20 protein-coding genes and 1 riboswitch are annotated in these 26,086 nt (G+C 41.1%); of the genes, 7 read left to right on the plus strand and 13 right to left on the minus strand.

The annotated features are described in order from the left end of the window. Positions 1 to 18: 18 nt before the first annotated feature. The 3 genes from LEP1GSC185_RS13840 to LEP1GSC185_RS13850 are packed head-to-tail and all read right to left on the minus strand — an operon-like array spanning position 19 to position 8,254. Positions 19 to 456 carry a TIGR04452 family lipoprotein gene (locus tag LEP1GSC185_RS13840; RefSeq protein WP_024864023.1) on the minus strand — a complete coding sequence of 146 codons (438 nt, stop codon included), beginning with the start codon at positions 454 to 456 and terminating at the stop codon, positions 19 to 21. A 41-nt stretch (positions 457 to 497) separates the two neighbouring features. Further along, the gene (locus tag LEP1GSC185_RS13845) at positions 498 to 1,166 is read right to left on the minus strand and encodes a hypothetical protein (protein WP_008593620.1); all 669 of its coding nucleotides are present in this window, start codon (positions 1,164 to 1,166) and stop codon (positions 498 to 500) included. Beyond that, positions 1,163 to 8,254 (minus strand): RHS repeat-associated core domain-containing protein, encoded by a 7,092-nt coding sequence (locus LEP1GSC185_RS13850; protein WP_008595027.1) that lies wholly within the window; start codon positions 8,252 to 8,254, stop codon positions 1,163 to 1,165. The genes LEP1GSC185_RS13845 and LEP1GSC185_RS13850 overlap by 4 nt, the downstream gene beginning before the upstream one ends. Before the next feature lie 438 nt (positions 8,255 to 8,692). Here LEP1GSC185_RS13850 and LEP1GSC185_RS13855 point away from each other — a divergent pair, with 438 nt between their 5' ends. The 3 genes from LEP1GSC185_RS13855 to LEP1GSC185_RS13865 are packed head-to-tail and all read left to right on the plus strand — an operon-like array spanning position 8,693 to position 11,537. Further along, positions 8,693 to 9,562 carry an LA_3334 family protein gene (locus LEP1GSC185_RS13855; protein WP_008593901.1) on the plus strand — a complete coding sequence of 290 codons (870 nt, stop codon included), beginning with the start codon at positions 8,693 to 8,695 and terminating at the stop codon, positions 9,560 to 9,562. Then, positions 9,559 to 10,920: a Kelch repeat-containing protein gene (locus tag LEP1GSC185_RS13860; RefSeq protein ID WP_008595274.1), complete on the plus strand. Its 1,362-nt coding sequence runs from the start codon at positions 9,559 to 9,561 to the stop codon at positions 10,918 to 10,920. Before LEP1GSC185_RS13855 ends, LEP1GSC185_RS13860 begins: the two co-directional genes overlap by 4 nt. Further along, a complete protein-coding gene (locus tag LEP1GSC185_RS13865; protein ID WP_008594155.1) occupies positions 10,917 to 11,537 on the plus strand; it encodes a tetratricopeptide repeat protein in 621 nt (206 codons plus the stop codon). Before LEP1GSC185_RS13860 ends, LEP1GSC185_RS13865 begins: the two co-directional genes overlap by 4 nt. 68 nt (positions 11,538 to 11,605) lie before the next feature. On the opposite strand, the gene LEP1GSC185_RS13870 is transcribed toward LEP1GSC185_RS13865, so the two are convergent. The 3 genes from LEP1GSC185_RS13870 to LEP1GSC185_RS13880 are packed head-to-tail and all read right to left on the minus strand — an operon-like array spanning position 11,606 to position 15,604. After that, positions 11,606 to 12,283 (minus strand): ankyrin repeat domain-containing protein, encoded by a 678-nt coding sequence (locus tag LEP1GSC185_RS13870; protein WP_008597006.1) that lies wholly within the window; start codon positions 12,281 to 12,283, stop codon positions 11,606 to 11,608. A 56-nt stretch (positions 12,284 to 12,339) separates the two neighbouring features. Continuing rightward, positions 12,340 to 13,500, minus strand: a complete 1,161-nt coding sequence (locus LEP1GSC185_RS13875; RefSeq protein WP_008594202.1) for a YncE family protein — start codon at positions 13,498 to 13,500, stop codon at positions 12,340 to 12,342. A 1-nt stretch (position 13,501) separates the two neighbouring features. After that, on the minus strand, positions 13,502 to 15,604 hold the full coding sequence (locus LEP1GSC185_RS13880) for a TonB-dependent receptor (RefSeq protein WP_008594530.1): 2,103 nt from the start codon (positions 15,602 to 15,604) through the stop codon (positions 13,502 to 13,504). A gap of 26 nt (positions 15,605 to 15,630) precedes the next feature. After that, positions 15,631 to 15,818: riboswitch (cobalamin riboswitch) on the minus strand. A 334-nt stretch (positions 15,819 to 16,152) separates the two neighbouring features. Here LEP1GSC185_RS13880 and lsa26 point away from each other — a divergent pair. Further along, entirely contained in the window at positions 16,153 to 16,893 is a 741-nt protein-coding gene (lsa26, locus tag LEP1GSC185_RS13890; RefSeq protein ID WP_008595622.1) for a surface adhesion protein Lsa26, read from the plus strand. Positions 16,894 to 17,140: 247 nt separating this feature from the next. Here the strand turns inward: lsa26 and LEP1GSC185_RS13895 are convergent, their stop codons facing one another. The 3 genes from LEP1GSC185_RS13895 to LEP1GSC185_RS13905 form a co-directional block, all read right to left on the minus strand. Next, complete coding sequence (locus LEP1GSC185_RS13895; protein WP_024864021.1) at positions 17,141 to 18,187, minus strand: CapA family protein; 1,047 nt, start codon at positions 18,185 to 18,187, stop codon at positions 17,141 to 17,143. Between the two features lie 52 nt (positions 18,188 to 18,239). Continuing rightward, entirely contained in the window at positions 18,240 to 18,761 is a 522-nt protein-coding gene (locus tag LEP1GSC185_RS13900; protein WP_008595268.1) for a hypothetical protein, read from the minus strand. Positions 18,762 to 18,853: 92 nt separating this feature from the next. Further along, the gene (locus tag LEP1GSC185_RS13905) at positions 18,854 to 19,429 is read right to left on the minus strand and encodes a hypothetical protein (RefSeq protein ID WP_008595151.1); all 576 of its coding nucleotides are present in this window, start codon (positions 19,427 to 19,429) and stop codon (positions 18,854 to 18,856) included. A gap of 108 nt (positions 19,430 to 19,537) precedes the next feature. Here LEP1GSC185_RS13905 and LEP1GSC185_RS13910 point away from each other — a divergent pair, with 108 nt between their 5' ends. After that, positions 19,538 to 20,407, plus strand: a complete 870-nt coding sequence (locus LEP1GSC185_RS13910) for a class I SAM-dependent methyltransferase (RefSeq protein ID WP_008594086.1) — start codon at positions 19,538 to 19,540, stop codon at positions 20,405 to 20,407. Positions 20,408 to 20,424: 17 nt separating this feature from the next. On the opposite strand, the gene LEP1GSC185_RS13915 is transcribed toward LEP1GSC185_RS13910, so the two are convergent. The 3 genes from LEP1GSC185_RS13915 to LEP1GSC185_RS13925 form a co-directional block, all read right to left on the minus strand. Next, the gene (locus tag LEP1GSC185_RS13915; protein WP_008594748.1) at positions 20,425 to 20,946 is read right to left on the minus strand and encodes a hypothetical protein; all 522 of its coding nucleotides are present in this window, start codon (positions 20,944 to 20,946) and stop codon (positions 20,425 to 20,427) included. A gap of 129 nt (positions 20,947 to 21,075) precedes the next feature. Next, a complete protein-coding gene (locus tag LEP1GSC185_RS13920) occupies positions 21,076 to 21,819 on the minus strand; it encodes an LIC_13076 family protein (RefSeq protein WP_008593685.1) in 744 nt (247 codons plus the stop codon). A gap of 42 nt (positions 21,820 to 21,861) precedes the next feature. Further along, positions 21,862 to 22,356 carry a hypothetical protein gene (locus LEP1GSC185_RS13925; RefSeq protein WP_008593874.1) on the minus strand — a complete coding sequence of 165 codons (495 nt, stop codon included), beginning with the start codon at positions 22,354 to 22,356 and terminating at the stop codon, positions 21,862 to 21,864. 104 nt (positions 22,357 to 22,460) lie between these two features. Here LEP1GSC185_RS13925 and LEP1GSC185_RS13930 point away from each other — a divergent pair, with 104 nt between their 5' ends. Beyond that, a complete protein-coding gene (locus LEP1GSC185_RS13930) occupies positions 22,461 to 23,147 on the plus strand; it encodes a hypothetical protein (RefSeq protein ID WP_008593865.1) in 687 nt (228 codons plus the stop codon). A gap of 67 nt (positions 23,148 to 23,214) precedes the next feature. Next, positions 23,215 to 24,159, plus strand: coding sequence for a DMT family transporter (locus tag LEP1GSC185_RS13935; RefSeq protein ID WP_008594411.1), 945 nt, complete (start codon positions 23,215 to 23,217; stop codon positions 24,157 to 24,159). Positions 24,160 to 24,269: 110 nt separating this feature from the next. On the opposite strand, the gene LEP1GSC185_RS13940 is transcribed toward LEP1GSC185_RS13935, so the two are convergent. After that, complete coding sequence (locus LEP1GSC185_RS13940) at positions 24,270 to 26,000, minus strand: GAF domain-containing SpoIIE family protein phosphatase (RefSeq protein WP_008594018.1); 1,731 nt, start codon at positions 25,998 to 26,000, stop codon at positions 24,270 to 24,272. Between the last annotated feature and the right edge of the window lie 86 nt (positions 26,001 to 26,086).

Here is a 26,086-nt window from a genome sequence, read left to right on the forward strand (position 1 = left end):
TAGACAAGATAACTTTTTTTAATTTCCGCTATTCGAACTTTTACCTATATTCTTATCAAAGAACATATCGTTCGGACTTAAACGACAAGTTCGATTAGTCAGGTAAGTAGTAAAAGAATCATAATCCAATGCGACTCCTAAAAATTGGATCACTTGAGCGCAATTGTCCACATCCTTCTTTTTATAATATTTAGATCCATCTAAATTGAAGACCGCCTCGTCTATAAAGGATGCTAATATTACCTGAGAAAGTACATGAGATTCCAGCTCAGATCCTGTTTCACCTTGGTCTGTAAAGTAGGCATTCGCAGTCAAATAATCCCCTATTTTTGCCGCGGCTAATAACTTTTTCTTTGCTTCGTCTCCTTTATATGTATCAGTGAATCCTAATGTATCCACTGCAACACAGTCTGCAATAGAAAAGATGATCAGCATTGTTATGTAGATTCGTTTCATTGTTTTTCGTTTACCTTTTATAATTAATTGCTTTTAGATGATTAAGGTTCGATCCCTAGATCACAGACAGGCTCTTGCTCTCCGGGACGGTTCTTTTCGATTGTGAATTCGACCTCAAAGCCTTTCCGAATAAGTTCCGGATTTTTAGAACGTTCTCCTATTGGCATGTGAATAGGATCGGATGCCAAAGTGCGCATTAAAGGAACTATTTTCATCCGAACTGAATTCCCTTCCGGAAGATCGAATTCGAGTTCGGCACCCTCTCTCCTGCCGTCTATCTCATCATTTATAAAAATTTTATATTGATTTTTTCCAGGCAAAAGCGGCATCCAATACTCGCAGTCGTAAGCAAAGTAATCCCTACGATCTCCATGCAAAAATTGATTGATTTGGTTACGGGAAAGACCATCATTTTTCCCTCTATAGTAATTCTCGGGGGGATTGATAGAGCGGGGAATTCGATCCTTTTCGGTGTATGGAAAATAAACATCCGGATCTAACCATTTTATAACAAAATAATATTGATTTACCTTGTAGAAAAAACGGTTTGGTTCGTAATTTTTTCTCTCTTTATAATTCTGAATTTTGAATTTCAGAAAATTTTGATGGAACTCTTTTGGAACCCAACCTCCTCTATATTCATTTAAGCCGGATAAATTAATGCATCCGGCCAAAAAACATAGACTCAAAATTGGCGGAAACTTATTCACAAAGTCCCTCCGCATGTCTGGTGAGCGGCATTTCCAGCTTTTAAAACTAATCCGAAGGGAACGCTCTTCTTCACATACAAATATAGACCATACTGTAAAACATCCGGGCCTGCGGATGCCCAATCCTGCTCAATGACACTCTTTGCTGTGGAGGCATAGCCAGCTACGTCGACAATGTCACCAATTACAGGAATTTGTCCTACAACTGCCGTATAACCCGAGAACCCAAAGAATGCACCTACCGCTGCCACCTGTCCTGCAACAGCGTAACATGCTGCAGTTCTCGCATTCTTCTCATCCCAATGTATATTATTGAAACTTGATTTAGAATATCCGCCTGCAACGTAAGCCTGAAGAGTAAAAGGAGAAAGTGTGGTTCCTACAAGCGCCAATCCAACGCCTAATCCGGTGAAGGCGAGAATAGGTATGAGAGCGCTCACAAGTAGAGCGGTTCCCACCGCCACTGCAAGAGCTGTAGTTACTATAGCTGATACCACAGCTAATGCTCCCATACCGACAAGAAGCGCCGCTCCTGCCGCAGATGCGGCCAAGCCTGCGGCGATAGATGCAGCCGCAACACCTGTGGCTGCCGCCACAACTGCGACAGTTGCCCCTATCGTAAACGCAGCAGCGCTCGCTAACGTTGCCGCTCCTAATGCGAGCATCCCAGCTCCGATCGCAAGTCCAAGTCCGGTTGTAATGGTAGCAACCGCCGCCATAGAAGCAACCGCACCTATTCCCAAAGCGGTCCCGATCATTGCAACAGGATTGAGGGCCATGGCAATTCCTGCCCCTGCGTCACTCCAACGTTGAGAACTTACATAAAATGCGTTCCTAAAAAAGGTACTTAAAGAAAGATTAAAGTTTAAAAATCCGAGACCGTTCCTTTCCAGAAAACTACTCAAAATACTGTTCCCACTTGGGTCCGTATATCTGACTGGATTTCCCTCGGTATACATATATAGGTCCATTCCCATCGGCCTTGATGTATCCATGACAGAATCAGCTTGTAAAAATCGCCCAATGAGCGGATCATAATATCTTGCTTTGAAGTAATAAAGACCTGTTTCCCTATCTTCTTCCTGTCCGTTGTATTTGTAACGGAACACATCAGGACCGGAGGAATCATTTCTTTGTATCTCTCCATACGGTTTATAAGAAATATGTGATGCTCCTCCCTGATCTCCGCCCGCAATCCTATTTCCGTTTCCATCCGTTGCCATCGTGATTGAACCTAAATGGTCGGGATGAAGGAATAAGAATCCGCCAACGGGAAGACCTGCTCCGGAACCTGGCCCTCCAGGTTCATAAGGACTACTCACATTCGGAGTATTGGGATCGAATTGAGGCGGAACTAACCAAGGAGGATTTCCGTCACCACCCGGTATCAAAACGGAACAGTTAGAAAAAGAAACGATCAGTATCGGAGAGGTAAACTTTAAGATGGATCTCCAAACTCCTTCTCTAAAGGAAAGTAGCCCGAATCCAAAACCCAATAGGATCGTTATATACAAAAATCCTAAATTAATTCCGGGAACTAAGAATAGATATTTAATCCCTCGGATCGAGTTATCTTTTGCTGCCCATGCTAAATTCTTCCAAGTAGTTTCCATTCCGGAAGTCGCGGAAGAAATACTATCTCCCTGGTAATTTACAAGCACGGCATCAGTTCTGGTCCATTGCGCCACAAGATCTCCTGAGTTTCCTCGGAAATACAAAGTATGCTGTGGAGATTTCCCCGGAGAGATAGAGACTTCATACAATCCACCTAAACTAATTGTCTTACTGGAATCGCTGGATTTTGTTTTTAATATCCTAGTTCCGGAAAAATCGTAATCGAATCTGATACTATCCTGATCTTCCGTTCGGATCTCTTTTAACTTTTGGAAAGGATCGTAACGGAAATTTTCCCCATTCCTGGAGATGATATTTCCGGATCCGTCATAGGAATATTGGTAGGATTGATTTTGTCCTGCTACCTTTGTGACCGCATTCTTATGAGAAGGATTTTCATAAGAATAGGACAAACTACCTTTTTGGAGTAATTTTCCGGAATCGGAATATGTATATTCTTCCGTTCCATATACTCCGGAAGCTGCCACCAACCTGTTGGCAGAATCATACTGAAAGTTTTGGGTCCTAACCGGATTCTTTTTGTCTAAAATTGAGAGGTAATTCCCGAATTGATCGTAATTATACTCTATACTTTGGTAAATTTCAGTATCTTTAATGGAAACGAATCTAATAGGTCTTCGTTTTATTAAATCATAATATATATCCGTTCGAACACCGTTCCCCAATTGTCTCTGGATCTTAAGTTCCCCATCTTCTATGATTGGTCCGCGGTATTGAACGATCGGAAAATCTGAACCACTCCCATCTCCCGGAGTTAAAGTGATCGCTGAAAGAAATCCAGCTTCTGAATATAAATTTTTTGCAATACTTCCGTCCGGATAAACGGTCTCCTCTATCTGATTTTGAAGATTGTATTTTTTGCGTATTACGAATTCTAGATCTTCTCCCGTTAGCTTTTTTACTACCAGGTTCTGATTTCCTCTGAGATCATATCCGAACTCTGTCGTTCCAAGCGGATCCGTAACCTTGGTTAGTCTTCCGATCCCATTCTCTTTTTCTGGATCATCATATTCGTATGTATAATATACCGTCCCGGTTTCAGGAGAATCTCCTCTGACTTGAGACACTCTACCTAAGCCATCGTAAGAATATTGGATGCTCGAACCGTTCTGGTATTTTTGTTTGGATAACTTTCCAGAGTTTGGATCGTATTCATATTCTATCTTGCCTGAATCCGGATTTACAACCTTAGTCTTTCTTCCTGCGAAGTCAGTCTCTATATAAGTGGTCCCGTTTTCCGGATCGACAATCTCCGAAATCCTGCCGGCAGAGTCATAAGAATAATGTGTGGCCCTTCCCTGTTGTGTAGAGGAGATCAACTGACCTAATTCATTTTTCTCCTCAACGGTTTCTTTAATTAGATTTCCATTAAGAAGTTCCCTTGTTTTAAAGATCAAACCGGCAGTTTCGGATTCGATTACTGTTCCATCGTTCCTTTCGCTCCGGATTTGATTGCCCTCTGCATCGTAAATATAATCCGTCCAGGAGAAAGGATTGGATCCTTCCAAATACGGATCAATTTTCCGGGTAACCTGCCCCTCCAGATTCCGGTGGGTCTCCTCCACTAGAACGTATCCGTTTACCAGGCTACTCCTTCTTTTAGAGATATTAGTAATATTATTACTCAAATCTTCCTGCCAAGTCTCACCATTACTACGTCGGAAGATTTTTCGGACAAGCTGATTCTCTAGATCCCTGGTGTTTTCATATTCGATTTTTTCAGACCACTCACTTTCCCCAGGGAGATAACTTTTTAACGGCCTTCCCTGAGAATCGTATTCCGTTCTGGAAATTCCCCCGTTTTCGTCCGTGTCGGATAATTCCAAACCGGTAGCAAGATCATAGGCTTTTAAGGTAACCTGACCGAATCCATTGGTCGTTTTAAGCGGGAATTTATGTAGTATATTATCGTATTCTATACTGATCAAATTGCCGTTAGACTCTTTTACAAGGCTCGGATTTCCGTAAGAGTCGTAAGCTTGGATGGCTTCCGTCTTCCAAACACCCGGACTCATCTCCTCTTTTACCGCGGATATTTGAAAATTAGAATATTCGATTATTCTATGAGAAACCAATTCTCCGTTCTTTAACACCTGGATATCCGTAGGCTTTCCTAATACACCCTCGTTCCAGTCGTTCAGGTAGATCACTTTTTCGCTGGCAGTGACCCCGTTGATACTCGTATCTTTTCGAGCGATATTCCCGTAAGGATCATAAGTTTTGGTTACTGTAGAAGATTGGAATATTTGTCCTCCACGATACACATTTTCCAAACTATCCGTTTCTAAGATCTGAATCCCTCCGCTTGGGGAAAAAGATTTTTGCAAATTTTTATAAGATTCCGAAACTTTGAGCCCGTTTTTAAATTTGGATTGCGCTGTGGGAATTCCAACGGCCTCTAAAAATGGCGAATCGTATTTAGTTTCCGTAAGGTTATTTGAGATTGTATTCTTCTCTTCTATCTTTTGGAATCCTAAATATCCTGAATTTCTAAATCCACCTCTATAAAATCTAGAAAAGAAATACTTATACGAGTTTTCTCCAAGGATCGAAGAACCTGCCTTTTGAGAAAGTTTGACAGTCAGAAAATCCGGAAATACTAAAGGAAGAATTTCAGGATGGCTAGAATCGTATAAACCAAGCCCATTTGCTGTCGGATGATTTTTGGAAAGAGAATACTCTAACTGAACGCTTACATTTCCATCCGATACGTAGGAACCGTTTTCTATCTTAGTCAAAAGTCCTGCAGGGACTTCGGGACGAAATCTCAGTAGATGTAATTCTAAATTTGACTCATAAGGGAACTGTCTATATCCTACAGTGTTTACAAATGGAATACTGGAAGCTACAGAATACTGCAGAGGTTTTTTATCTCCATTCAAACCAAGAAGTTCGGGTTTACCGTCCCCATTAATATCCAAAGGAAGTAAGTATCCTCCGGTCACCCAAGACTCATCTCCGTCGGCAGAATAAAACAGGTTCCCGTTCGAATCCGTTTTGGAATAAGAAACAACCAATTTAGATTCCGCAGAATCATATCGGACGAAATCCGCTCTTCCGTCTCCGTTTAGGTCTATGAATTCTTTTCTGTTTCTCCAATTGAAGTAGGCATTATCGGAGGAAGTTCCGGAGATGTTCGTAGAAGGAAGATAATCTTTCAGATCGATAGAAGTTTCATAATATGTAATATTCGTAATATTGACTGAAAAATTCCGAACAGTTACCGTTTGAGGAAGAGCATCCGCATCCTCATTATCGGGCTCCTCCGTTGTGCTGACATTTGCGCGCAGAATATCCGGGACCCCGTCCCCGTTTAAGTCCTGAGTAAAATCCTGATTCCAATAAACAGAAAAACCGGGAAGATAATCGGATAAAGAAGAGTCATACACTTCTATCGTAAAATATGGATTTGTAAGATCGGAATAATGATAAGTAACCTTATCCTTGATCCCGTCCCCGGTAAGATCAATTTCAACATAGGCTTGGCTGGAACTAGAAGAACTTTGTTTTTGTTTGGAAGCGTAAGCTCCGTTTACACCAACCGTTTGGTAAGCGCCGGCTCCGTTCGTCCTAAACTTTCTGCCATCGAAAGGATAATAGTGAATGGTCCCTTGGCCGGTAGCTCCCGAAAAAAATGCAAAATCCGGATAGCCATCTCCATTTAGATCCGAAACAAATTGGTCTCCATCATTCCCGAACGAAGATCTGGAAATTTCAGTTTCTTCCAATTCTACCAAATTACCATTTTTAAAATCGTAGAATGTTAAGATTAGTCTTGGATCCGAAGAACCGCTTATCCTAAGCAGATCCGGGATCCCATTCTTATCCATATCCACAAAACCTTGGAAAGAATTTCCAGGATCTGTAATATTCAATAATTGTGATTTTTGGAAACCTGAACCTGTAGAAATATAGATCTGGATATTGGTAGAGGTTTTTGCCTGTAAAAAATCGGTCCTACCGTCTCCATTTACGTCTGCCAAAAAATGGTAGGGCTTACTTTGCTGGAGATTCTCAGCGATCAGCTCTGAGTATTCTTCTGAATTTAGATCGGGGCCGTAATATACGATCCCCTTGGAGCCGTTTGATCTTAGCACCAAAAAATCAGTTTTACCGTCCCCATTAAAATCTCCCGGAAAAATTTTACCTTCGGTAGTAACACCGATCGGATTTCCCCTGGATTCCCCGCCGACAGATATCGGATCTAAGTTTTCAGTATCCCAGGAGGAAAGTTTAGAGACCGAAAATTTTTGGTTATCCATATTTCCCAAGACGCGAACCATCTCAGGACTTCCATCCCCATCCACATCAGCCGGGACAGCAAAAGACATTTCTACTCCGTTCGTACAAATATCCTGGTAATTCTGGATCCCGATTTGGCAAAGAGAAGGAGCACTGTATTTACTTGCAACAATACAGCCCCAATCCGCAGTACAAGCACAGAATGCCGCAGTAGTCTCGCAAGCGGACTTTACACTCGGGTCAAAAGCTCTATAAGAATTTTGGAATGTCTTTCCGGATGAACTTACATACTGGGCCTGATTAGATCGGCCCGAATAGGAAAATACGATCGGTTTATAGTTCTTACGATGAAAGGAAGAAAGAAAAATCTCACCGTCTACTGTATCATAATCGAATTCATAAAGTTCGCTTAAGTTCTCGGAACCGGAAGTATCCTTCGCATAAACTTCAATTTTCTCTAATATTTTCGTATGAGATAAAGGTTTGGTCAGAGAGAAAACTTTTTCCCCGAATCTCTCGGAGCGATCCTCATAAAAGAAGAGTATTCGCGCATTTCCTCTCGCGTACAATACCTCTTTCGGCAAAACATCGGCCGATTGTAAATTCTCCGCATCGTATCGAATATCATAACCGTTCCCGAATCTATCCCTAACCTTATCCAAGTAAAAAGCGATAGGCACTCCATCTGAATCCAATCTGGAATTGGAACCTCCGGAGAAATTTTTGCCGTATTCGTAAATGATCCCGCTTTTATCTCTGACCTTCCAAACGGAACCATCGAACTCCGCTTTAGAAAAACTTTCGTATTTGAATCTATAATTTCCACTCGTATCCGAGATCATCTCACCAAATTGAGAAGAAGTATAGCCGTCAGACGAAACAAAATGAACTCCCAAATTCGGATTTTTTGAGATCTGAGAAAATCCGCCCAAGGACCAACCCTTCCCCAAGATCCCAGAACTGGAGCCCGAATATTGAATATTGATCGAAGGAACAACATCTCCTGTTCCAGGCGGAACCTGGATAGAAAGCGAAAACCCAGGCTTACCATAGGAATTTACACTAACGTCCGGAAACGGAAGAGGTATTTCAGTCTCTAATCCTAAGATTGTAGAGAAAAAGGAATAGATCGGGCGTAAAGGATTCCAAGCTAAAAGTAGAATCGCACTACAAAATATAAGAATTACATAATATCTTCCGGTTCTAAACATTAGCTTGCCAATCCTTCTGTAAATTCCCGGAATTTTGTTCCGGTTAGGAATTAGCCGAGCTGTGAGCGGGTCACCTAAAGGCGATTTTTTATTTCTAAGAGCACTAAGATGTTTAAAATTTCCGATGTCAAACACAAATATCCCATTTTAGGATATTTAAGTCACAATCCCTACATTCTTTTTTCAAATATCCGGAATTGGAATTCACCGTTATCTCTTATTTCTGAATCTGGAATCTGAATTCCGAGGGGATCTGTCTATTTTACGTAAAATTAAAAGATCACTAAAGGAACATACAATATTTAAAATATACTAAATTGGGATATTTTATAAGAATTCAAAATAATTTTCTTTCTTTTTACTCGAAGAAGTCACATCCCATCCAAATAAGGAAGATACGAATTTTTCTTTGGCCCTCTTCCTCCGAAATACGTTTTTATGTCAAAAAATTTTGCCTTCATTTTCTACGGGATCCTACTCTTTCCTTTTCATCTTTTTGCTTCCGAAATATTATTCAAGAATGGAGACGCTTTCATTGCTGGCGAAATTTCGGAAGAGCCGGAGTATATTCTCCTTTCTTGGAAAGAAAAAAAGTATAAGATCCCAAGGTCGGAACTCCAACGTATAGATCCCAGGAAGAAGGGACCGGATTCATCTTATCGTTATTCTGAATTCAAGCTAACGGACGGAACCCAACTCAAAGGGATCTTGATCGAAAAGAAAGAGAATAAGCTCGTCTTAAAAACCGAACTTGGCTTTGCTGAATTGGACAAAAGCAAAATTCTCTCTCAAAATTTTGAAGAACTCAGCTCCGAACCGCCAATTCTTCCAGAACAATATCTATTAGAAACTTCTAAACAAAGAGAATGGAGATTAGGGATTTTCGGATCAGGATATTATTCCTGGGGCGCTTGGGACCAAGCATTTCCGATTACTTATGGAGGAGGTGCGTTTTTAGAAAGGGATACAAACTCCAAGTTTTGGTTCTACGGAATTTCTTCCGAAGTTTCTTTTGGAAAGGGAAAGAACGGAAACTTGGATGTATGGAGCCAATCCGCCTATATAGGAAAATATTATGGATATTCTTCTCCCTATTGGTTATTAGGCGCCGGTTTCAGTAATCTTATCCGAAGTGGTGACGAAAAGAACTCTGCCGTTAATCCTGATTTGATTTTTGAATTCGGGTGGAATTGGCAAACAGAATCCAGGTCTTCCATCCGGATAGGAATTCGTTCTCAATGTAGCATAGAAGAAGGTTCCAATTTTTGCAGATCCGGCCTGCGATTTTCATGGGGGTTTGCAATATGAAAAGAATACTTTTCGTTTTTATATTTTTCTATTTATTCTTTCAGCTTTGTTTCTGCGCGGCTTCCGGTCTTTCTGAAATTTTGGGAGAAGAATCAGCCAGAGCGGAATTTGCATTTGTAGCCAAACTAGGTCCCAACTCTGCAGTTCTCTCTTGGAATTGCTCGAAAACCGCAAAAGGTATAATGTATACGAGTGATGGGATGTTTCCGAGCGCAAACTCTTCTAAAACTCATTTTTCGGAATGGAAAAACTTAAACGCAAATACTTCCTACAGAGCAATCTTAACCTGTGGATCTCAAAAGATAGAAGAAGGAAGCATCTTAGAATTTACCACTTGGATCTCGAACGATCCACCCAAAACCAGAGGGATTTGGATCTTAGGAGGGATCGGGAACGACGGCCTTCCGGTCAAAGAGGTAGATCTATTCGATCCTGTAACTGACATTTGGTATTCTTCTGTTACGAATATCCCAAGCCCGAGGATATTCGCTTCGATTATTCATCATAAAAATAAAATATATGTGATCGGTGGAATGGAAAATATTTCCGGAATTTATGTTTCTTCCTCCAAAGTAGAAGTGTACGATCCTTACGCGGACCTATGGGAGACCAAAACTTCTTTGCCGTCCGGCTCGATCGGAGCAGTGGCAGGTTCCATAGGAGACGAGATCTATATTCTTTCCGGTTCGAACTCCAGCGATATGACAAACGGACCAGTATTTAACACAATTCTAAAGTTCTATCCGGAACTCGGAACAAACGGCCAATGGATCTCTTTTTCTTCCGCCTCTACGATCTTTAGCAGAGTGGACATGTCAGGCTGTTCAATCAACGGAGTTATTTTTTATACAGGAGGTAGGACATACAATAGCGGAAGTGCAAACTCAAGCACGGATGGATTTGCTGCTTCTGCAAATACTACTACTTCTTTTAGCGAACCTAGTTTAGGAGAATCCAAACACGGAGCTGGAGGAGTTTGTATTTTACCTTCTTCGTCGGATCCTTTTCCGGCAGACGGAGTTTACTTCGCGGTGGTAGGAGGTTCTACAGGTTCCGGAAATGTGTTCCAACCAGCTACTTCGATTGTTCCTACGAATAGAACCGAGTTTTATCAATTGGGTGCATCGTCTTTTTCTTTGGGTCCGAGCTTACCGGCTTCTTTATATTTTCCTGCAGTCCAAATCTCTTACGAGACCAGAAAGATTTTTTCTTTTGGTGGAGCCTCCTCCATTAATATTCCGGAAAGTACGGTGTATTCATTGGATTCAGGAAGTCCGCTAGGTTCTGCATGGACGACTCATTCATTGTCTATACCAAGAAGGAGATACTCTCATAAAGCGATTCGGATCGACAGATGAGATCAATTTTTCGAAAATCCGCAATTTTTGGAATATCGACTCTCTCTATTCTGATCGTCTTTCCATTATTCCTACTTTCGGAAGAAGTTCGTTTAGAGGATAAATGGATGCAAGAAGGAAACATTCTATTAGGGTCCGAACAATTTGAAGAAGCGGAATTATTAGCAAATTCCATTTTAGAATCCGATCCTTCTAACTCCAAGGCGGAATTTATGTTAACCCAATCTTGGATCGGACTTGGCAGAGAAGAAAGGAAAAGAGGGAATTTTTCAAAAGCAAAGGAATACTTACAAAAAGCCTATGAGAAATGGCCTTTAAATGAAAGTATCCGCAAGGAACTTGCAGAATTAGAAAAACCTATACTTTCCTACAAAAGGTCATCCTCGCAATTTAGGAACAATTCCATAACAACTAACGCATCCTACAAAGGTATCGAGGACTTAACTCTTAGCATGAATCTTCTTCGCATAGAAATTGAAAAACTAAAAATCGAGCTGGAAACGGAAAGAAAAGAGCGCTCGAAAGAGAATTTAAATGAGAATAACTTTTACTGGGTCTATTTATTTTTAGGAGTACAAATTGCTGTCTTATTCCGGATCTTCAGAAAAATTAGATAAGTATAAGATTTTTTCTATAATCTTTAAGAACTCAAAAACGAATATAATAGTTTCAACCCCGAAAAAATCTAAGCGCTAAACGGAACTCCTCTCTCCGCTGCAATATCTCTGGCAGTTTTTCCATCTTCCGTTTTTAGATCAGGATCCGCTCCCTTCTTTATTAATAAGGAAACAATCTGTTCATTTCCATGCCTCGAAGCTGCGATATGAAGCGGAGAAAATCCTCCCTCTTGCGTAAAATTAGGGTCTGCGCCGTTCTCTAACAGCAAGGCAACAGCGTCGGCTCTCCAAGAAGCAACAGCGGAATGTAATGCAGTATTACCGATAGATAATTTACTTTTGGATTTAGCGTGTATGTCCGCTCCTTTATCCAACAAATATTGGATGATGGAAAGTCTTCCGAAATGGGAGGCCAAATGTAACGGAGTCCAACCGTCGGGACTATAGGAATGAACGATATTTGGATTAGAATCTACGAGTTCTTTGACACGTGCCTCATCTCCCAAAGCGGCCGCTTCAAATAAATTGAGCGGAATTCCTAAGGCAATATAAGAATTTACTATATCTTCTTTGCCATAGTAGAGAGCGAATAATACGGGAGTGATCCCTTCCGGGTTTTGTTTGGAGGCTAGACCCGGATTTTCCCTCAATGAATAGATAACTTGGGCTTTATGACCTGTAGCGATCATTTGGAACATATCGGAATTCAAGGAAAGGCCTCCGAAAAACAACGAAGGATCATCCATTCTTTCATGGCTTTGTCAATCCGGTTTCGACTCGATGCCAAAGAATTCTATTGGAATTATTCTTTGAGCTGTATCAGGTCGAAAGGTTGGAGATCCACAGAAACAGGAGTGGGGGTCAAGAGCCGATTGTCCCTGGTATCGAACATGCTTACTCCGGGTTGAGTGAACTCCGTATTGGAAACATACAATATTTCGTCATCCGCAAGCAAGATCGTTGTCAGGCTCGCGTCATAAGAAGAAGGGATAAAAAGTAAACTTGCCAGTTTCTGACCTGTGCTTGGATTAAATACTTGTAATGTTTTATTAAAGGAAGCATCGAGAACGCTCGCGTAACCTAGTTGTTCGTCTTTGATCTGCACTCCAAGAATATCCCCACCGGCGGCGGTTTCCGGAAACAAAAAGCCGGAGCGAAAAGTCCGGGAAGAAAGCCTAAATGCGATTACTCCACCGTCGATCTGGCTTAAAAAACCCATTCTATTTGCTGCTGCGAAAACCAAGTGCGTCTCTCCGAAAAGTTCCAACATCTGAGGTTTGCCTACCGGATTCGGGACGGGAAACGTATAAGTAGAAATAATAGAATCGGTTACAGTATCTATTTCCAGTAAAAGAGATCCCCAAGGCCCGGGAGGAAAATATCCGCTCGGATCATTTCGATCCAATCTTTGTAATACTACAAAAAGACTGGTTCCGACGATCTGCATTCCTGACATTTCAGGAAGATTATCGGGGATAGCGCTCGGTTCGGAGTATCCTCCCAGATCGATCTGTCCGAGATTAGCCCCGGTTAAAGGATGAATAATCGTTAATATTCTAGATCCATAAAGCGATACATAGGCCTTATTTTGACCTACGATCGCAATGTCCGTAGGATTGGTTCCGGAGCCCATCGACCATTCCGAAATAGTTTGGAACCCGAAATCCGGATCTAAAACTTGGACGCTGTCCCTATTTAAACGATTTAGAATATATACTTTACCGTTCCCGAATCTTGCAACCGCATCCGAATGGATAGGCGTCAACCCAGGATAAGAGAGTAAAAGTTCCGGATTTAATACCTTAAACCTTCCTCCGCTCGCGAAATCGGTGGTAACAACTCCGATGTTATTCGGAAGATTCGGAGTTAAAAATAAAGTATATAAAGGCGGCCTTTCTATATCTCCGCAGAAAGAAAAAAAGATAATTAAGCAGGGAAGAACGATACGTGATATAGATCTCATCTTAAAACCTACCGCTCAATGTGATAAACCAATTTCTTCCCGGCAGAGGATATCCTACAATATCCTCCACTCTTTTATCTCCCATATTCCTAAGATCTATGCTTAGGAGCAGTTCTTTAGGAGTCTTTTCCCCTTTTTTGGTAGGATCTTCTTCTTCCGGAGAAGTATATAGTACTAGAGTAAGGTATGCGTTCCAGATCTGACGGGCCGGTTGGTAATTTACATACTCGTTGGTCCTATCCTTAAAAACGGCTCCTACATATACACCTTCAAACCCAAGTTCCCATGTTTTTCCTCTATACGCAATCGTCCCAGAGATCTCATGTTTAGGTCGGAGAGGAAGATATTTACCGTTCAGATAAGGTGCAGGAGAAGTATTAATCGCTTCTTGGTACGTATATTCCAATAGAAACTTCCAACCTTTATATTCGGTCTTATGAGAAACCTCGGCTCCGTCGATCCGCGCGGAGTCCACATTTTCAGGTCTCAAGGTGAACTGAGAATTCGGAATGAATAAGATCATGTCCTTGATCCTCTTTCTAAAATAAGAAACCGTAATATTGGATTTGAGTTCTCCGTTTTTGTACCTTCCGGTTATCCCCGCGTCCCCGTTCTCGCTTCTCTCCGGTTTAAGAGAATCGTTAGCGATGATTGTACCAACTTCTCCGAATAGTTCCAAAAAACTCGGAATTCGATATTGTCTTGCGATATTGGATTTGAATTCCAAAGAATAATTTTCCTTTTCCCAAAACCTCCAGAGAAGCCCCGCCTTAGGATTCGAAAACTCGGTTGTCTTTACCGCGGAAGCAAACGGATCCTGTTTTCTATACCATGGTTCGTCCGATTGGAATTTATCCCTATAAGAATCCCAAGAAACCCCAGGAGTCAAAACTAACTTTCCATCCAAAAACCGGAACTCGTCCTCTACTTGAAATGTAGTATATGTCCTTGTTTTTCCAGGCTCATATTTTAGATCTATATTTTGAGGAGTACTTCTGGATCTTTCGAAAGTTTCCCTTTCTATCCCTGCATGAAATTTTAAAATTTGATAATATTCTAATAAATAAAGAGTAGGAGTAACCTGGAACCCCGACTGACCCATATAAGCACTAGAGTTAGGAGTTCCTTTGGAAAATTCAGATTTAGGATCGAATAGATCGTCGTTCGTAAACGAAGTGAAGGTCCGAGTTTCCAATCTCAACAAACCGTCGAACAAACCTTTAGTATCCGTTCCGAGTGAAGAAGTATTTCTAAGATATCTGCGATGAACTTGCTGGGTCTGGTTACTTGCAGGTCCTGGAATTCCATGAAACCTGTAATTCAAATCGTTCCAAAATTTGATCTTGGTCGCTCCGATATCTCCGCTTAGACCGATCATCCCGGAAGTTCTCTCGTATTCCGCGTTCCTTCTTCTGTCTATCGTATCATCAAAAGGATTTACGAGTACAGTCCCGTGATTATTAAGAAAAGAAAAGTTTTGGTCCGATTTTTCCCCAAGTAAGAATACACTTGCTCCAATCCCGCCGTAAGTCCCCGTATGCGTTATGCTACCCTTTCCAGTATTAAAACTTCCCGCTCCTATATTCACTCGAGTTTTAGGAGGCCCCGATCCTGTCCTTGTAACCAAATTCACACTTCCACCGATCGCTGATCCGGAAAATCCGACAGGAGCTCCACTTCGATATACTTCTATACTTTGCAAATTATCGAAAGGAAGATCTGCAAGGTTTACTTCTCCCCCTTGTGCATTATTAAAAGGGACACCGTCTATAAAGATCCTAGTTTGATTCGGATTTGTCCCTCTAAGAGAAAGAGTGGAATAAGAACCAAGACCTCCGTATCTTCTGATCCTGACTCCGACTTCTCTTTCCAAAACATCCGGAAGATTCGTATAACGTGCATTGTATTGATCCAAATCGATGGAAGTCTGAAAACCTGTCGGATTTTTTCTGAAATTTTCCGGCTGAGAATTAGAACTAGTCTTTCCGACCACTTTTACTGTGGAGCTTTCCGACTTCTGAGTCTCTTGGGAAAAAATTTGGACTGAAAATAAGAAGAGCCCTAGATGAAGAATTTTGCCGAATCGTTTGGGTCTTTTGTACATTGAGGCCTTAACTCCCGAAAGCCAGAGAATTGAAAGCAGCTCCGATAGGTTTTCTGACTTACGCGAAGGTTCGGACCCTTCCCGTCTTTCGACAGTGGTTTTGTCCGACCGTTTAGGCGATTACAGCTGCGGGTACAGCTCCGGATTTTCACCGGATTCCCTTTTCGGATCTACTTGCAAGACCAGGTTCCCAACCCGATCAGGCGGAGCAATCTGAAAAAGGTTTGGCCGCCTCTTGCTAACGCAAGACCGGGCTGCTCCGGGCTAGTCCCTCCGGGACGCTTCGCGCCCTACGCATCCCTGGCGGGTCTCGTAAATTATAACTCTGTGTGCTCCCTAAGCTCTGTGCGAAACTTGTTTGTGCATTTTTGGTATCACAAAGAACGCTGAGATCACGGAGGGATTTATCGATGTAGCAGGCTGATTTTTCAAATTCAGAAAGAAATATTTTCTTGATGTAAGATAAAAACCGGAAAGGATTCACGAATTCGTAGCCCAAAAGGATTTTCTTGCGGGGCTACTTACATAACAGGGAGCACCGAACTCGAATGAAACGAATTCCATCCTTAAGATTTCTTTTATTAGGGATCTTTCTTTTAACTACCTCATCCTTGTCCGCAGCCGGAACATATTCCGAGGGCTGGACGGTTGCAAAATTGATCCAATTCGAAAGCAGAGGGATCGTTTTCGAATCCTATGAAGGTCTTTTAGAAGTTTATACTATAAACGATTCAGAAGCTTGCGACGAAATGAAGGACGAATGTTTTGTTCCGGCAAAACAAAAAATCGAATTCAGCGTACGTCCCGAGAACGCTGACGTGGTTAACTTCTTAAGCAAAAATTTAAATCAGGAAATTTTAGTCCAATATAGGATCCACAGATTCGAACCTATTGCATTGTCTTCCGATTACGAAATAGTAGGAGCTCAACTCCAAGAAAGATCACTTCCAAAAGGTTTGCCTGATAAGATCGTAAGTAAAACTAAAACAGGAGGAAAACGAAATTTTTCCGTTACCGGTCGTATTCTAAGTTTAGAATATAAAGGAACTATGATTGGAACCTGGGAAGGTTTATACCTGGATGAGACCAGAAATAAAGTGCATCCATTCTCTATCACCGACGAAGAGATCGCGACTTTTGCCACCAACGCCCTTAAGTTCGGACTTAGATATTTCTTAGGAGTTTCCGTAGCATACGTAACAGGATGGAGAGATTCTCATTACGATATTTATGAGATCAACTTCAAAGCTCCAGCAGGAGCTCTGGAACCCGCAGGCAAAACCCAGTAATCAACATTAAGGTTTTATTAAGTAAAAAAGCCGATGCAGGAGTTCCTGAGTCGGCTTTTTTATTTTTGGATGTGACCCCTATGTGGGAATTCCCACATTGTTGGGGGAAACGGCCCCACCCTTGTTTTGGGTGGTGGAGGCGGGTTCGTGGGAGAAGCTGTTTTCCCTATATCAGAAAATCGTAAAATTTACAATTAAAAATAAGGGCCAAATTTGTAGGAATTCCTACATGGCTGCCCTCATCTTTTTATGGATAAAAACTTCCATCTAATTGGATTTTCGGTCCTTTGCCTGGAAAATCGGATTTAGTCAAAGACTGGATCAGTTCCGTAGTTTTTGCCTCCGGATCGGGAGCAGGAATACCGTTTTGACTTAACTGCAATGGATGGATCTTACCCTTTATAAAATTCCCTTGTTTGTCTAAGTCTGCTTCCAAGACCAAAGAATAACCGCCGTATCCTTTCGTGGAGAATACTCTATATCCTAAAAAGTTTCCTAAAGAATAAGCGATCAATTTTCCTTTATATAATTCAAATGCTCTAGGCAAATGAGGACCGTGTCCTATGAATAAGTCTGCGCCTGCGTCAATCAGAGCGTGAGAAAGCGCGACTAGGTTTCCTCTATATTCTCCGTAAAATCTTTCTTGTTCGTTCTTTACGTGTAAAGCGGGTCCGCCTTCGGCTCCACCATGAACGGAAATGAATACCAATTGTGCTTTTTTCTTAGCTTCTTTTACGAGAGCGACACCTTCTTCAATATGATTCACATGGTTATGAGCGCTCTCCATATGGCTGAATCCGATCCAGGCGACAGAAATTCCTTTTACGTTCATATAAGTGATCGCGCCTTTTTTTCCGGTGTATCTAACTCCAGCTTCGGAAAGATTTTTACCTGTATCTTCGAAACCTTGTTGGTGAAAATCCAAACTATGGTTATTCGCAATGGAAACTATATCGAATCCTACATCCTTTAGGATTTTTGCATATGATGGAGGAGTCCTGAATGCGAATATAAGAGGGCGATTGATATTTTTAGCACAATGAGGATAATCAGTCAGAGTACTTTCAAAATTCGCAAATAGTATATCTGCCCCTCTCAAACTTGGTTCCACCTGAGAGAACAAAGTGTTTCTGGGATCGGAAGGAAGTTTATTCTCCGGATAATTGGTTCCCATGACCAAATCTCCCACCGCTTTGATCTTCAAAGTTTCAGGTTCTACTGATTCGATCGGTTGGCATTGGGAAAATAAAAGAGAGAGTCCTAAAAGAGAGGACAATACAAGGATTCTATACATAGGGGAAGGATTTTAGAAACCCTGTCCCTGGCAAAGCGGTTTTTACCTTAGATTAATCCGGAACGGAGGCTGTGATCACTGCATTAGGATTTACGATCACCGGAAGAATTCCTATAGTCTCACCTTCAGCAAAATCCATATCGGAACTATAGCTTGCTGCAAAAAATTCAATCACGCAGCTACCCGGCTCTAAAAATCTGGCAAAACTTTGCTGAGCAGAATAATTTGATGAACCGGAAAATACCACCGAAGAAGGATTATCATCGCTCTGAGGAGGACAATTTATATAGTTCAATCCGGCTTGTAGAACTGATTCCCCGTTTCCACTCCATTCAGAAGGGATAGGAGCTTTGATAGAAACGGTATAAGAACCGGATATACTTTCCGCTAAGGTCAAAACAGGAGGGTTAAATTGTAAAAGATAAGGACTCGAAACTACTCCGAGCACTGATAATATAACTGCGGCTTGCTTCTCAGGATCCTTTTTATCTTCTTCTGACAGACCTAAGAACTCTTTACCCACATCGGTCCCTGTAAGTACAAGTCCACAACTTACGTTATGGATGATGAGCATAAGGAATATAAAACTCGTTATAAATTTATTTCTAAGGCAAAGAGAAGTTCGCATACTCTCTGTTTAATTATAAATTGATCGAAAAGCAAGCTTTAAAAAGAACAAGTAGCCGGAAAGTGCGCTCTAACGGTTCCTAAATACTGACCCTGGCTTAATAACTGAGGAATGGGATTATGTACACTATGGGTGATATCGCAATATCCTGAGGACTCACAATCCGCATCCGCAGTATTACCGTTTATCTGCATTTGTATACCGGAATAGTCAGGAGAAGAAAAGGTTTGTGCAGCACTTGAAGTCCCTTGAATCTCATTGATCGAAGTTACCACGACATTATTACAAGTGACTTGGACAAAAACATTAAACTGAAAGTTTTGCGCCGGCCAAGAAGAAGGTACGCTACCTATAGAAATCGAATAACTAGCGGGTCCCCAAGTGGGAGTGGTAAACTCATTGGAAGAAAATACGATCGGGACCGAATTGTTATTAGCCTGAAGAAGTCCTAAGATCCCCATCTTGTCAAAATGGTCCTTTTTTTCCTCGGCAAAATAACCGTTCTCATCATCAAACAGAAGATAAACCCCGCAAGAAGGTAGAGAGAAGACAAAGAGCAGGAACAATAGAATAAACCGAAACCGAATTTTGAATGTGCAAAATTTCGTTTTCATAGGAGCGATTTACAAATTGGTTCGATTAAAATAGGAAGCAAGAAAATTTTTATACAATAAGATCCTCATTTTATGTCCTAAATCAGGAAAACCACCGATCCTTATAACATGCAATCTGTCCCTTGTAATACTTGCTCTAATTTTGAATTCACTCCTCTCTTCTCTAAGGCCAGTCCTAAAGGAGAAATTTTCCAAATAGTAGAATGCAAAAAATGTAAATTAGTTCAGGTCAATCCTCAACCCAGCTTGGAAGAAGTTTCCAAATATTATGAAGATTCTTACTTCACTCAAAGGACAGACAGAGGTTATGACAATTATTATTCCGAAGAGACTAAAAAGGAGATCGCAAGAGTATTCAATTTAAATCTAAAGGACCTAGGCTTCTTTGATTGGGAAAGGATGTTAGGCTCCGAAAGATCCGCATTAGATGTGGGTTGTGCCGCAGGCTATTTTTTAGATTATTTAAAAAGCAGAAATTGGAAAACTAAAGGTTTGGATATTGCAAGCGGCCCTGTCCGCTTTGCAAAAGAAACTTTGGGTTTGGATGTGGAGCAAAAAGATTTCCTGACCTGGGACCTAGACGGAAAAGAAAAATTCGATCTGATCACTCTTTGGGCAAGCATAGAACATCTTCATCAGCCAAAGGAAACACTTCAGAAAATCCTAAAACACTTAAAACCCGGCGGAAGAATGATCCTTTCCACATGTAGATACGGAGTTCTTGCAAAATATCTAGGACCCAAGTGGAGGTATTTAAACGTTCCGGAACATCTTTATTATTATAGCTTACCTGGCATTATTTCTTTAGGGAACGAATTGGGTTATATTCCACTCGGCCATATTTCTTACGGGAGCGGTCTCACTGCCAAAAAAGGATCCGGGATCTTCTATAAAACTTCTAAAAAGTTTGCGGATTGGGCGGTCAAAAAATTTGACCAAGGAGATATGATGGCAGTTTGTTTCGGAGTGGCGAGATAATTCTCTCGGAACCCGGATTATGGGGTTACGGTTACACTTAAATTTCCGAGGTTAGTTCCTACACTCGGAAGTCCGGATCCGATGGCCGTATCCACATAATGCGATACTTCCCCCGTTCCGGTAATAAAACAGTTAAAAGAAACATCTGCAAAAGTCAAAGGGTACTGGTCGTAATCATATACAGCGAAAACTCCTTCTTGCGGAGCGCAAGACATTATCCCATTCCAGACCAGATCGAGACGTAACTCCCCCGTGCCTGAACCAGGCCAGTAATGAACAGTAATATCATACGCTGCTTTTCCAGTTGAGGCGGAAAACGTCAATGGAGAAGGAGAAAAACTAAGTAAATCGCCCGAATTCCCGCTTAACAAACCTAAGGTAGCCAACATCGAATTGTTATTATTATCTTCAGAGGCCCGAGCAGCTTCCTCTTCGGCTTGGTATCCTAGAGCCAATCCACAATTCAGGATCTGCACAAAGAGTAAAAACATTATAAATTTATAAAATATAGATCCGAATAGAGGACGATAGAATGACATAGGAGAATTCTCTTAGCAAGTATGATAAGCGAATATCGAGCTTATAGACAAGTAGGATTTTTGAGCTAATCAAATTTATTGACTAAAATGAGAATACGTATCCCTAGAAGAAGGGATACGTTAGCAGAATTAATGTTTTTCTTTGCCTGTCTCTTTACCGGATTCTTTTACTGGAGGAGTATCTTTTACCTTGATAATCTTAGTGGCAAAGATCACCTTATATACTTCCTTTTTCAAAAGAGTAAACTCGTGCTTTTGCCCGTTTGCATCTTCCGTTTCCAGTTTAATAGTATCCACGTCCTGGCCCACCACTCTAGCTTCGGTGGTTTTACCAGTCCTCAAAATGATCATGCTATAGTTTTTACCGGCATGTTCCGCAGGGTTTGTCTTATCCAAATACTTACGTAGAGCATCTTCTAATTCTCTTTCCGTTTTGGAAAAGAATTCTGAATGAGCCTTCGTTCTTTCTTCTTCGAAAAATTTCTCATATTGATCTCGATGGACAAATCTGGTTCCAAGATCACATTCGTTAACTTTTACATTATAGAACACTATGGTAGTGAAAAAACCGGTGAGCACGTTCAAACTTGCCTGCCACCAATTTACGGAATGTTCCGCGAAGTAGACCTTACCTTCTTTTTTTTCTATTTCAGTATCCCTAGAACCGGGGATACGCCAAAGACCGTAAATAGCGAACCAACGATTGTAATGCGTTAATTCCTCGCAAGGTTTACTTCCGGTTTCTAAGCCTAACTTATCTTCTGCCGCAAATTCTATTCTTTTATCTAAAGTACAGTTCTGCAGAAGTAATGCGGTTATACCGATTAGGGTAATAATTTTACAAAAATTCGAATATCGTATACTTGGAAGCATACGACATGTTCAATACTCCATAATATCGTAATCAAATCTATTTTAATTCTGTCCGATTTTTTTTGGGTGAAGTGTAGAAGTTTTTCTTACCTTAGGGCCTGCAGTTACAGCCACCGGCCATAGTGCCTTCTTCTTGGGTTTGTCTTTGAACAACCTTACAAAAAAGTAAAATGGTACAGCGACCGCCAGAAAGAGAAAAAGATATCTTGGAAGAGTGGATTCTAAAATGGATTCGCGTATTAAACCTAAGGCACGTCCCTCATTTTCGGGGATCTTATTGCGATAATCTGAACCGTATTCATAGGCATATACTTTCAATCTTAGCCCTCTCCAGGCTTTTTCGATCGGATTCAATCTATTCTCAAATGCGGACTCCGAACTAACTCGATCTAATTTTAATATGCTACCGAACATCGCACTAATCAGGAATAAACAGAACGGGATCCCTACTAAAAGTAGGAATAAAGGAGAAGAAGATCTGTTATGGGAAGGAACCTTCTTCGCCTGCTTTTTATTCTTTGATTTTACTGACTTCATCACTTAAAACTTTGACTGTGCTAACACAAGCTTCCTCTATTAGTATCGAACGAAAGTCCTTGCTTTTCCACGGAGTTTTTCTAAGGTTCTAAAGAATTGCAAACATGCGACATATTCGTTTCCTTCTTCTATTCTTATTAGCCTCTTGTACGACTGTAGGATTTCATCGAACTTCGGTGAGAGATACCTATGAATACGGAAAAATGAAATTCATACGAGTATGCGTGTGGAAAGACGAAAACGTTTCCACAGAAAGAATGGACTATCTATTCAATTCTTGGAATGAAGAATTGATACTCTATAATCTACAGGCAAAAGTCGCTCAAGTAAAAGATTGGAAAAGGCCCGGTTGGACAGGCAAAGCGATCATGGAAGAACTCTATAAGGCGGAATTGCCGGATGGTTGTGATCGTATACTAGCCTTAGCGGGAGTCAGACTTTCGGATATCGCGTACGAATTCGCCTCCTATATATTGGTATTATTCTTCATCCCCACATTCGAAGTTTTAGGAGCAGTGGACGGTCCGACCGGAAGCAGAGGATTTGTTTTAGCACATACTGCTTCTCTTGGACATTTACTCGTGGGCGGAGCTTCCAATACAATGGTTCACGAAGGATACCATCTATTAGGATGTGGACATGCATTCTATCTTTCGGAATGTTACGGACAGATTAAAGATCTAAAAGCGACCTCAGATATCGCAGGAGATTCTTTTTTCCCTGCCACTTACCCAGGAGGAGGATTTATCACTTCCAGAAAACAGTTAAATTATTTCTTTTTAGGACGTTAAACATACAATCCACTCCACTTATTAGATTCCTACTTTAATCAAATCAGGCTTATAGAAACTTGGAAGAATGAGCCAAACTTCCGAGAAGGCCAAAGAACATTTTTTATTAGGATTCAGCGAAGAAACCTTGGGTTATCTATACGCTTTGGGTGGCACAGTTTTATTCTCCTCCAAAGGAGTACTCGTAAAACTAGTTTATAAATTTGGAATAGACTCGGTCACAGTTTTGGCGCTCAGAATGATATTTGCAATTCCATTCTTTGCATTCGTTCTATACCGAGAATCTACTAAAAACTCAAGTAAGCCGATCTCGCAAAAAGATTATGGGATAGTAGTTTTGTTAGCTTTTATCGGTTATTATATGGCCAGTTTTTTCGATTTTTGGGGATTGGAATACTTATCCGCCTCTATGGAGAGACTCGTATTATTCACATTCCCTGCGCTCGTACTTCTTTTGGGTTTTTTATTTTTAAAAAAGAAGGTTCACAAGATCGAGATCTACTCCGTGGCTCTCACATACTCAGGTATACTATTGGCATTTTTACCGGATGCAGAGACACAAGGAAAATCCGCATGGATCGGTGCGACCTTAGTTTTTCTTTCCGCATTGGCCTATGCGATTTATCTCATAGGAAGCGGGCAGATGATCCCTAAATTGGGATCTCGAAAATTCACCGCACTTTTGATGATCTGGTCGGGAGTTTTCGTACTTATCCATTTTTTCTTCACGAAAAATTATAAAATCCTAATACACCAACCATGGCAGGTTTACGGATACGGATTTGCTTTAGGATTTTTAACCACAGTTGTGCCTGCATTCTTAACTACGGCAGGAATACAAAGAATAGGTTCCAATAAAGCGTCCATAGCGGGAAGTGTCGGCCCAGTATTTACATTGTTTTTGGCCGCAATTCTTTTGGGTGAGATCATCACTTGGGAAAATGTAATCGGAACGATTATCGTTCTTTCAGGAGTATTTTTATTAGGCAGAAAGAAAAAGGTTATAGAATGATAAAAGAAACCTCAAGCGAAAGCAGGAAGTCGCTAAGAACCCAAGGGTCAAGATAGTTTCGGAGCTTAAAGATCCTTTGAATTTTGGTAGTTCCCTCGAATATAGGATCCTCAACCGTTAATATCAATAACTAACATTGCCATATCGTCCCCGAACACTCCTTCCGAAAATTGGAATACTTCCGAGACGACTTGGTCCAAATATTCATCTAAATTCACAAGATCTCTATGCTGGAGAAGAATTTCTTGGAATCCGGGAAGATCCAAGATCCTGCCTTCCGCGTTAAACACTTCGTACATTCCGTCCGAGTAAAATACGATCCTATCATCTTTTTGTAATTTAACAGACTCATTAAAATATTCTATAGAATCGAAGATCAAAAGAGGGAGATTCATACCTTTCAGCTCTATCTTTTCCTCTCCTCTAAACAGAACGATAGGAGGATGGCCCGCATAAGAATAGACTAACTTCTTTTCTAAAGGAAAAAATCTGGCCCATACTGCGGCGATATGATGTTCTACCACCATAGGTTTTAGATCTTTTACAAATTGTTGGATACCTTCTGCAGGAGAAAGACCTGCTTTCGCATGATGCCTAAAGGAAAGTACGGCCATTCCGGAAATCATTGCGGAAGAGATCCCATGACCGGAAACGTCTCCGAATAAAATATCCAGAACGCCGTTCTCATGTTGGATATATGTTATGATATCCCCTCCCACTTTTTCAAAAGGACGGAAATAACTATCCATTTTATAAAAAGGTGAACTAGGAAATTCTCTGGAAACCAAAGATCTTTGGGTGAGTCGTGCCAGTTCCAGATCATGGTTCATTCTTTCGTAAAAATCGTTCAGATCGGATTCTCTTTTTTGTCTATCGAACGCCAGAACGATCAAGTCACCCACTAACCTTAGAATATAAATATCCTCTTCCGTCCAAAGTTTTCGCTCTTTAACGGAATCGAATCCTATAAAACCAAGCTCTTCGTCACGAGAAGAAAGACCGACCACAACTAAGGAACGAGTCCCTCTTCTTTCCAAAAGATTTCTTAAGGAAGCATGTGTAGAAGGAACATTATCCAAAGAATCATAAACGATATGGCCTTTGTTGCTGATTGTATCGTAATCGGATTTAGGAAATGTTTCTATTGGAAGATTTTGTAATAGATGGATCCTATGTTCAATTCCATCCGCACACCATTCATTCGTGTTAGAGATGGTCAGGCCTGCATGAGTGTATAAAAACAAAAATGCTCTATCCGCTCCGCAGAATTTCCCAAGTTCACCCAATGCATGGTTCACTGCTTCGGTCGTGTTCCCGGGTTCTACGCTCAAAAAATATCTGGAAAGCTGAGTGAGCAAACTTTCTAATGCGATTGTTCTCTTGAGCCTGGACTCGGCCGCACGAATGGAGGTTACGTCCTTCTGCACTCCCCAAGCGCGAAGCAAAAATCCATCCTCCACCACGCCCAAGGCAGTGCTTAAAAAATATTTACGTTTTCCTCTTAGATCGACTTCTTCGGATTCGCTGTCGTGTATCTTGTAACCCAAGCGAATGAATTCGTTGATTCCGAACATATTCATCTTGTTAATCGGTCCAACAAGATCCTTTAACAGAATACCTTTGATCTCTTCCGCATTATGATATCCATAGATCCTGGCCATGGTATCGTTGCAATGTGTAAGTCTTGCGTTCTCATAGATCAATCTACACTGTTCCTCAATAGGAAGAGTGGTATCTAAAGGAGAATCCAACTCGTAGGACCAAATACCTTCCGGAGACCTACGAAAATAACCTTCTACCTTCTCGATTTCCTCGAGCCGGGTTTTATAATCCAATTCCATTCGTGCCAGGTGGCCCTTGCCATTTTTCTATTTATCGGTCGAGACAGTCGGGAATTTTCCCGGTTTTGTACTTTTCTGCCCGCCCA

The organism is Leptospira licerasiae serovar Varillal str. VAR 010 (assembly GCF_000244755.1).
In the GTDB taxonomy this organism is placed as follows: domain Bacteria; phylum Spirochaetota; class Leptospiria; order Leptospirales; family Leptospiraceae; genus Leptospira_B; species Leptospira_B licerasiae.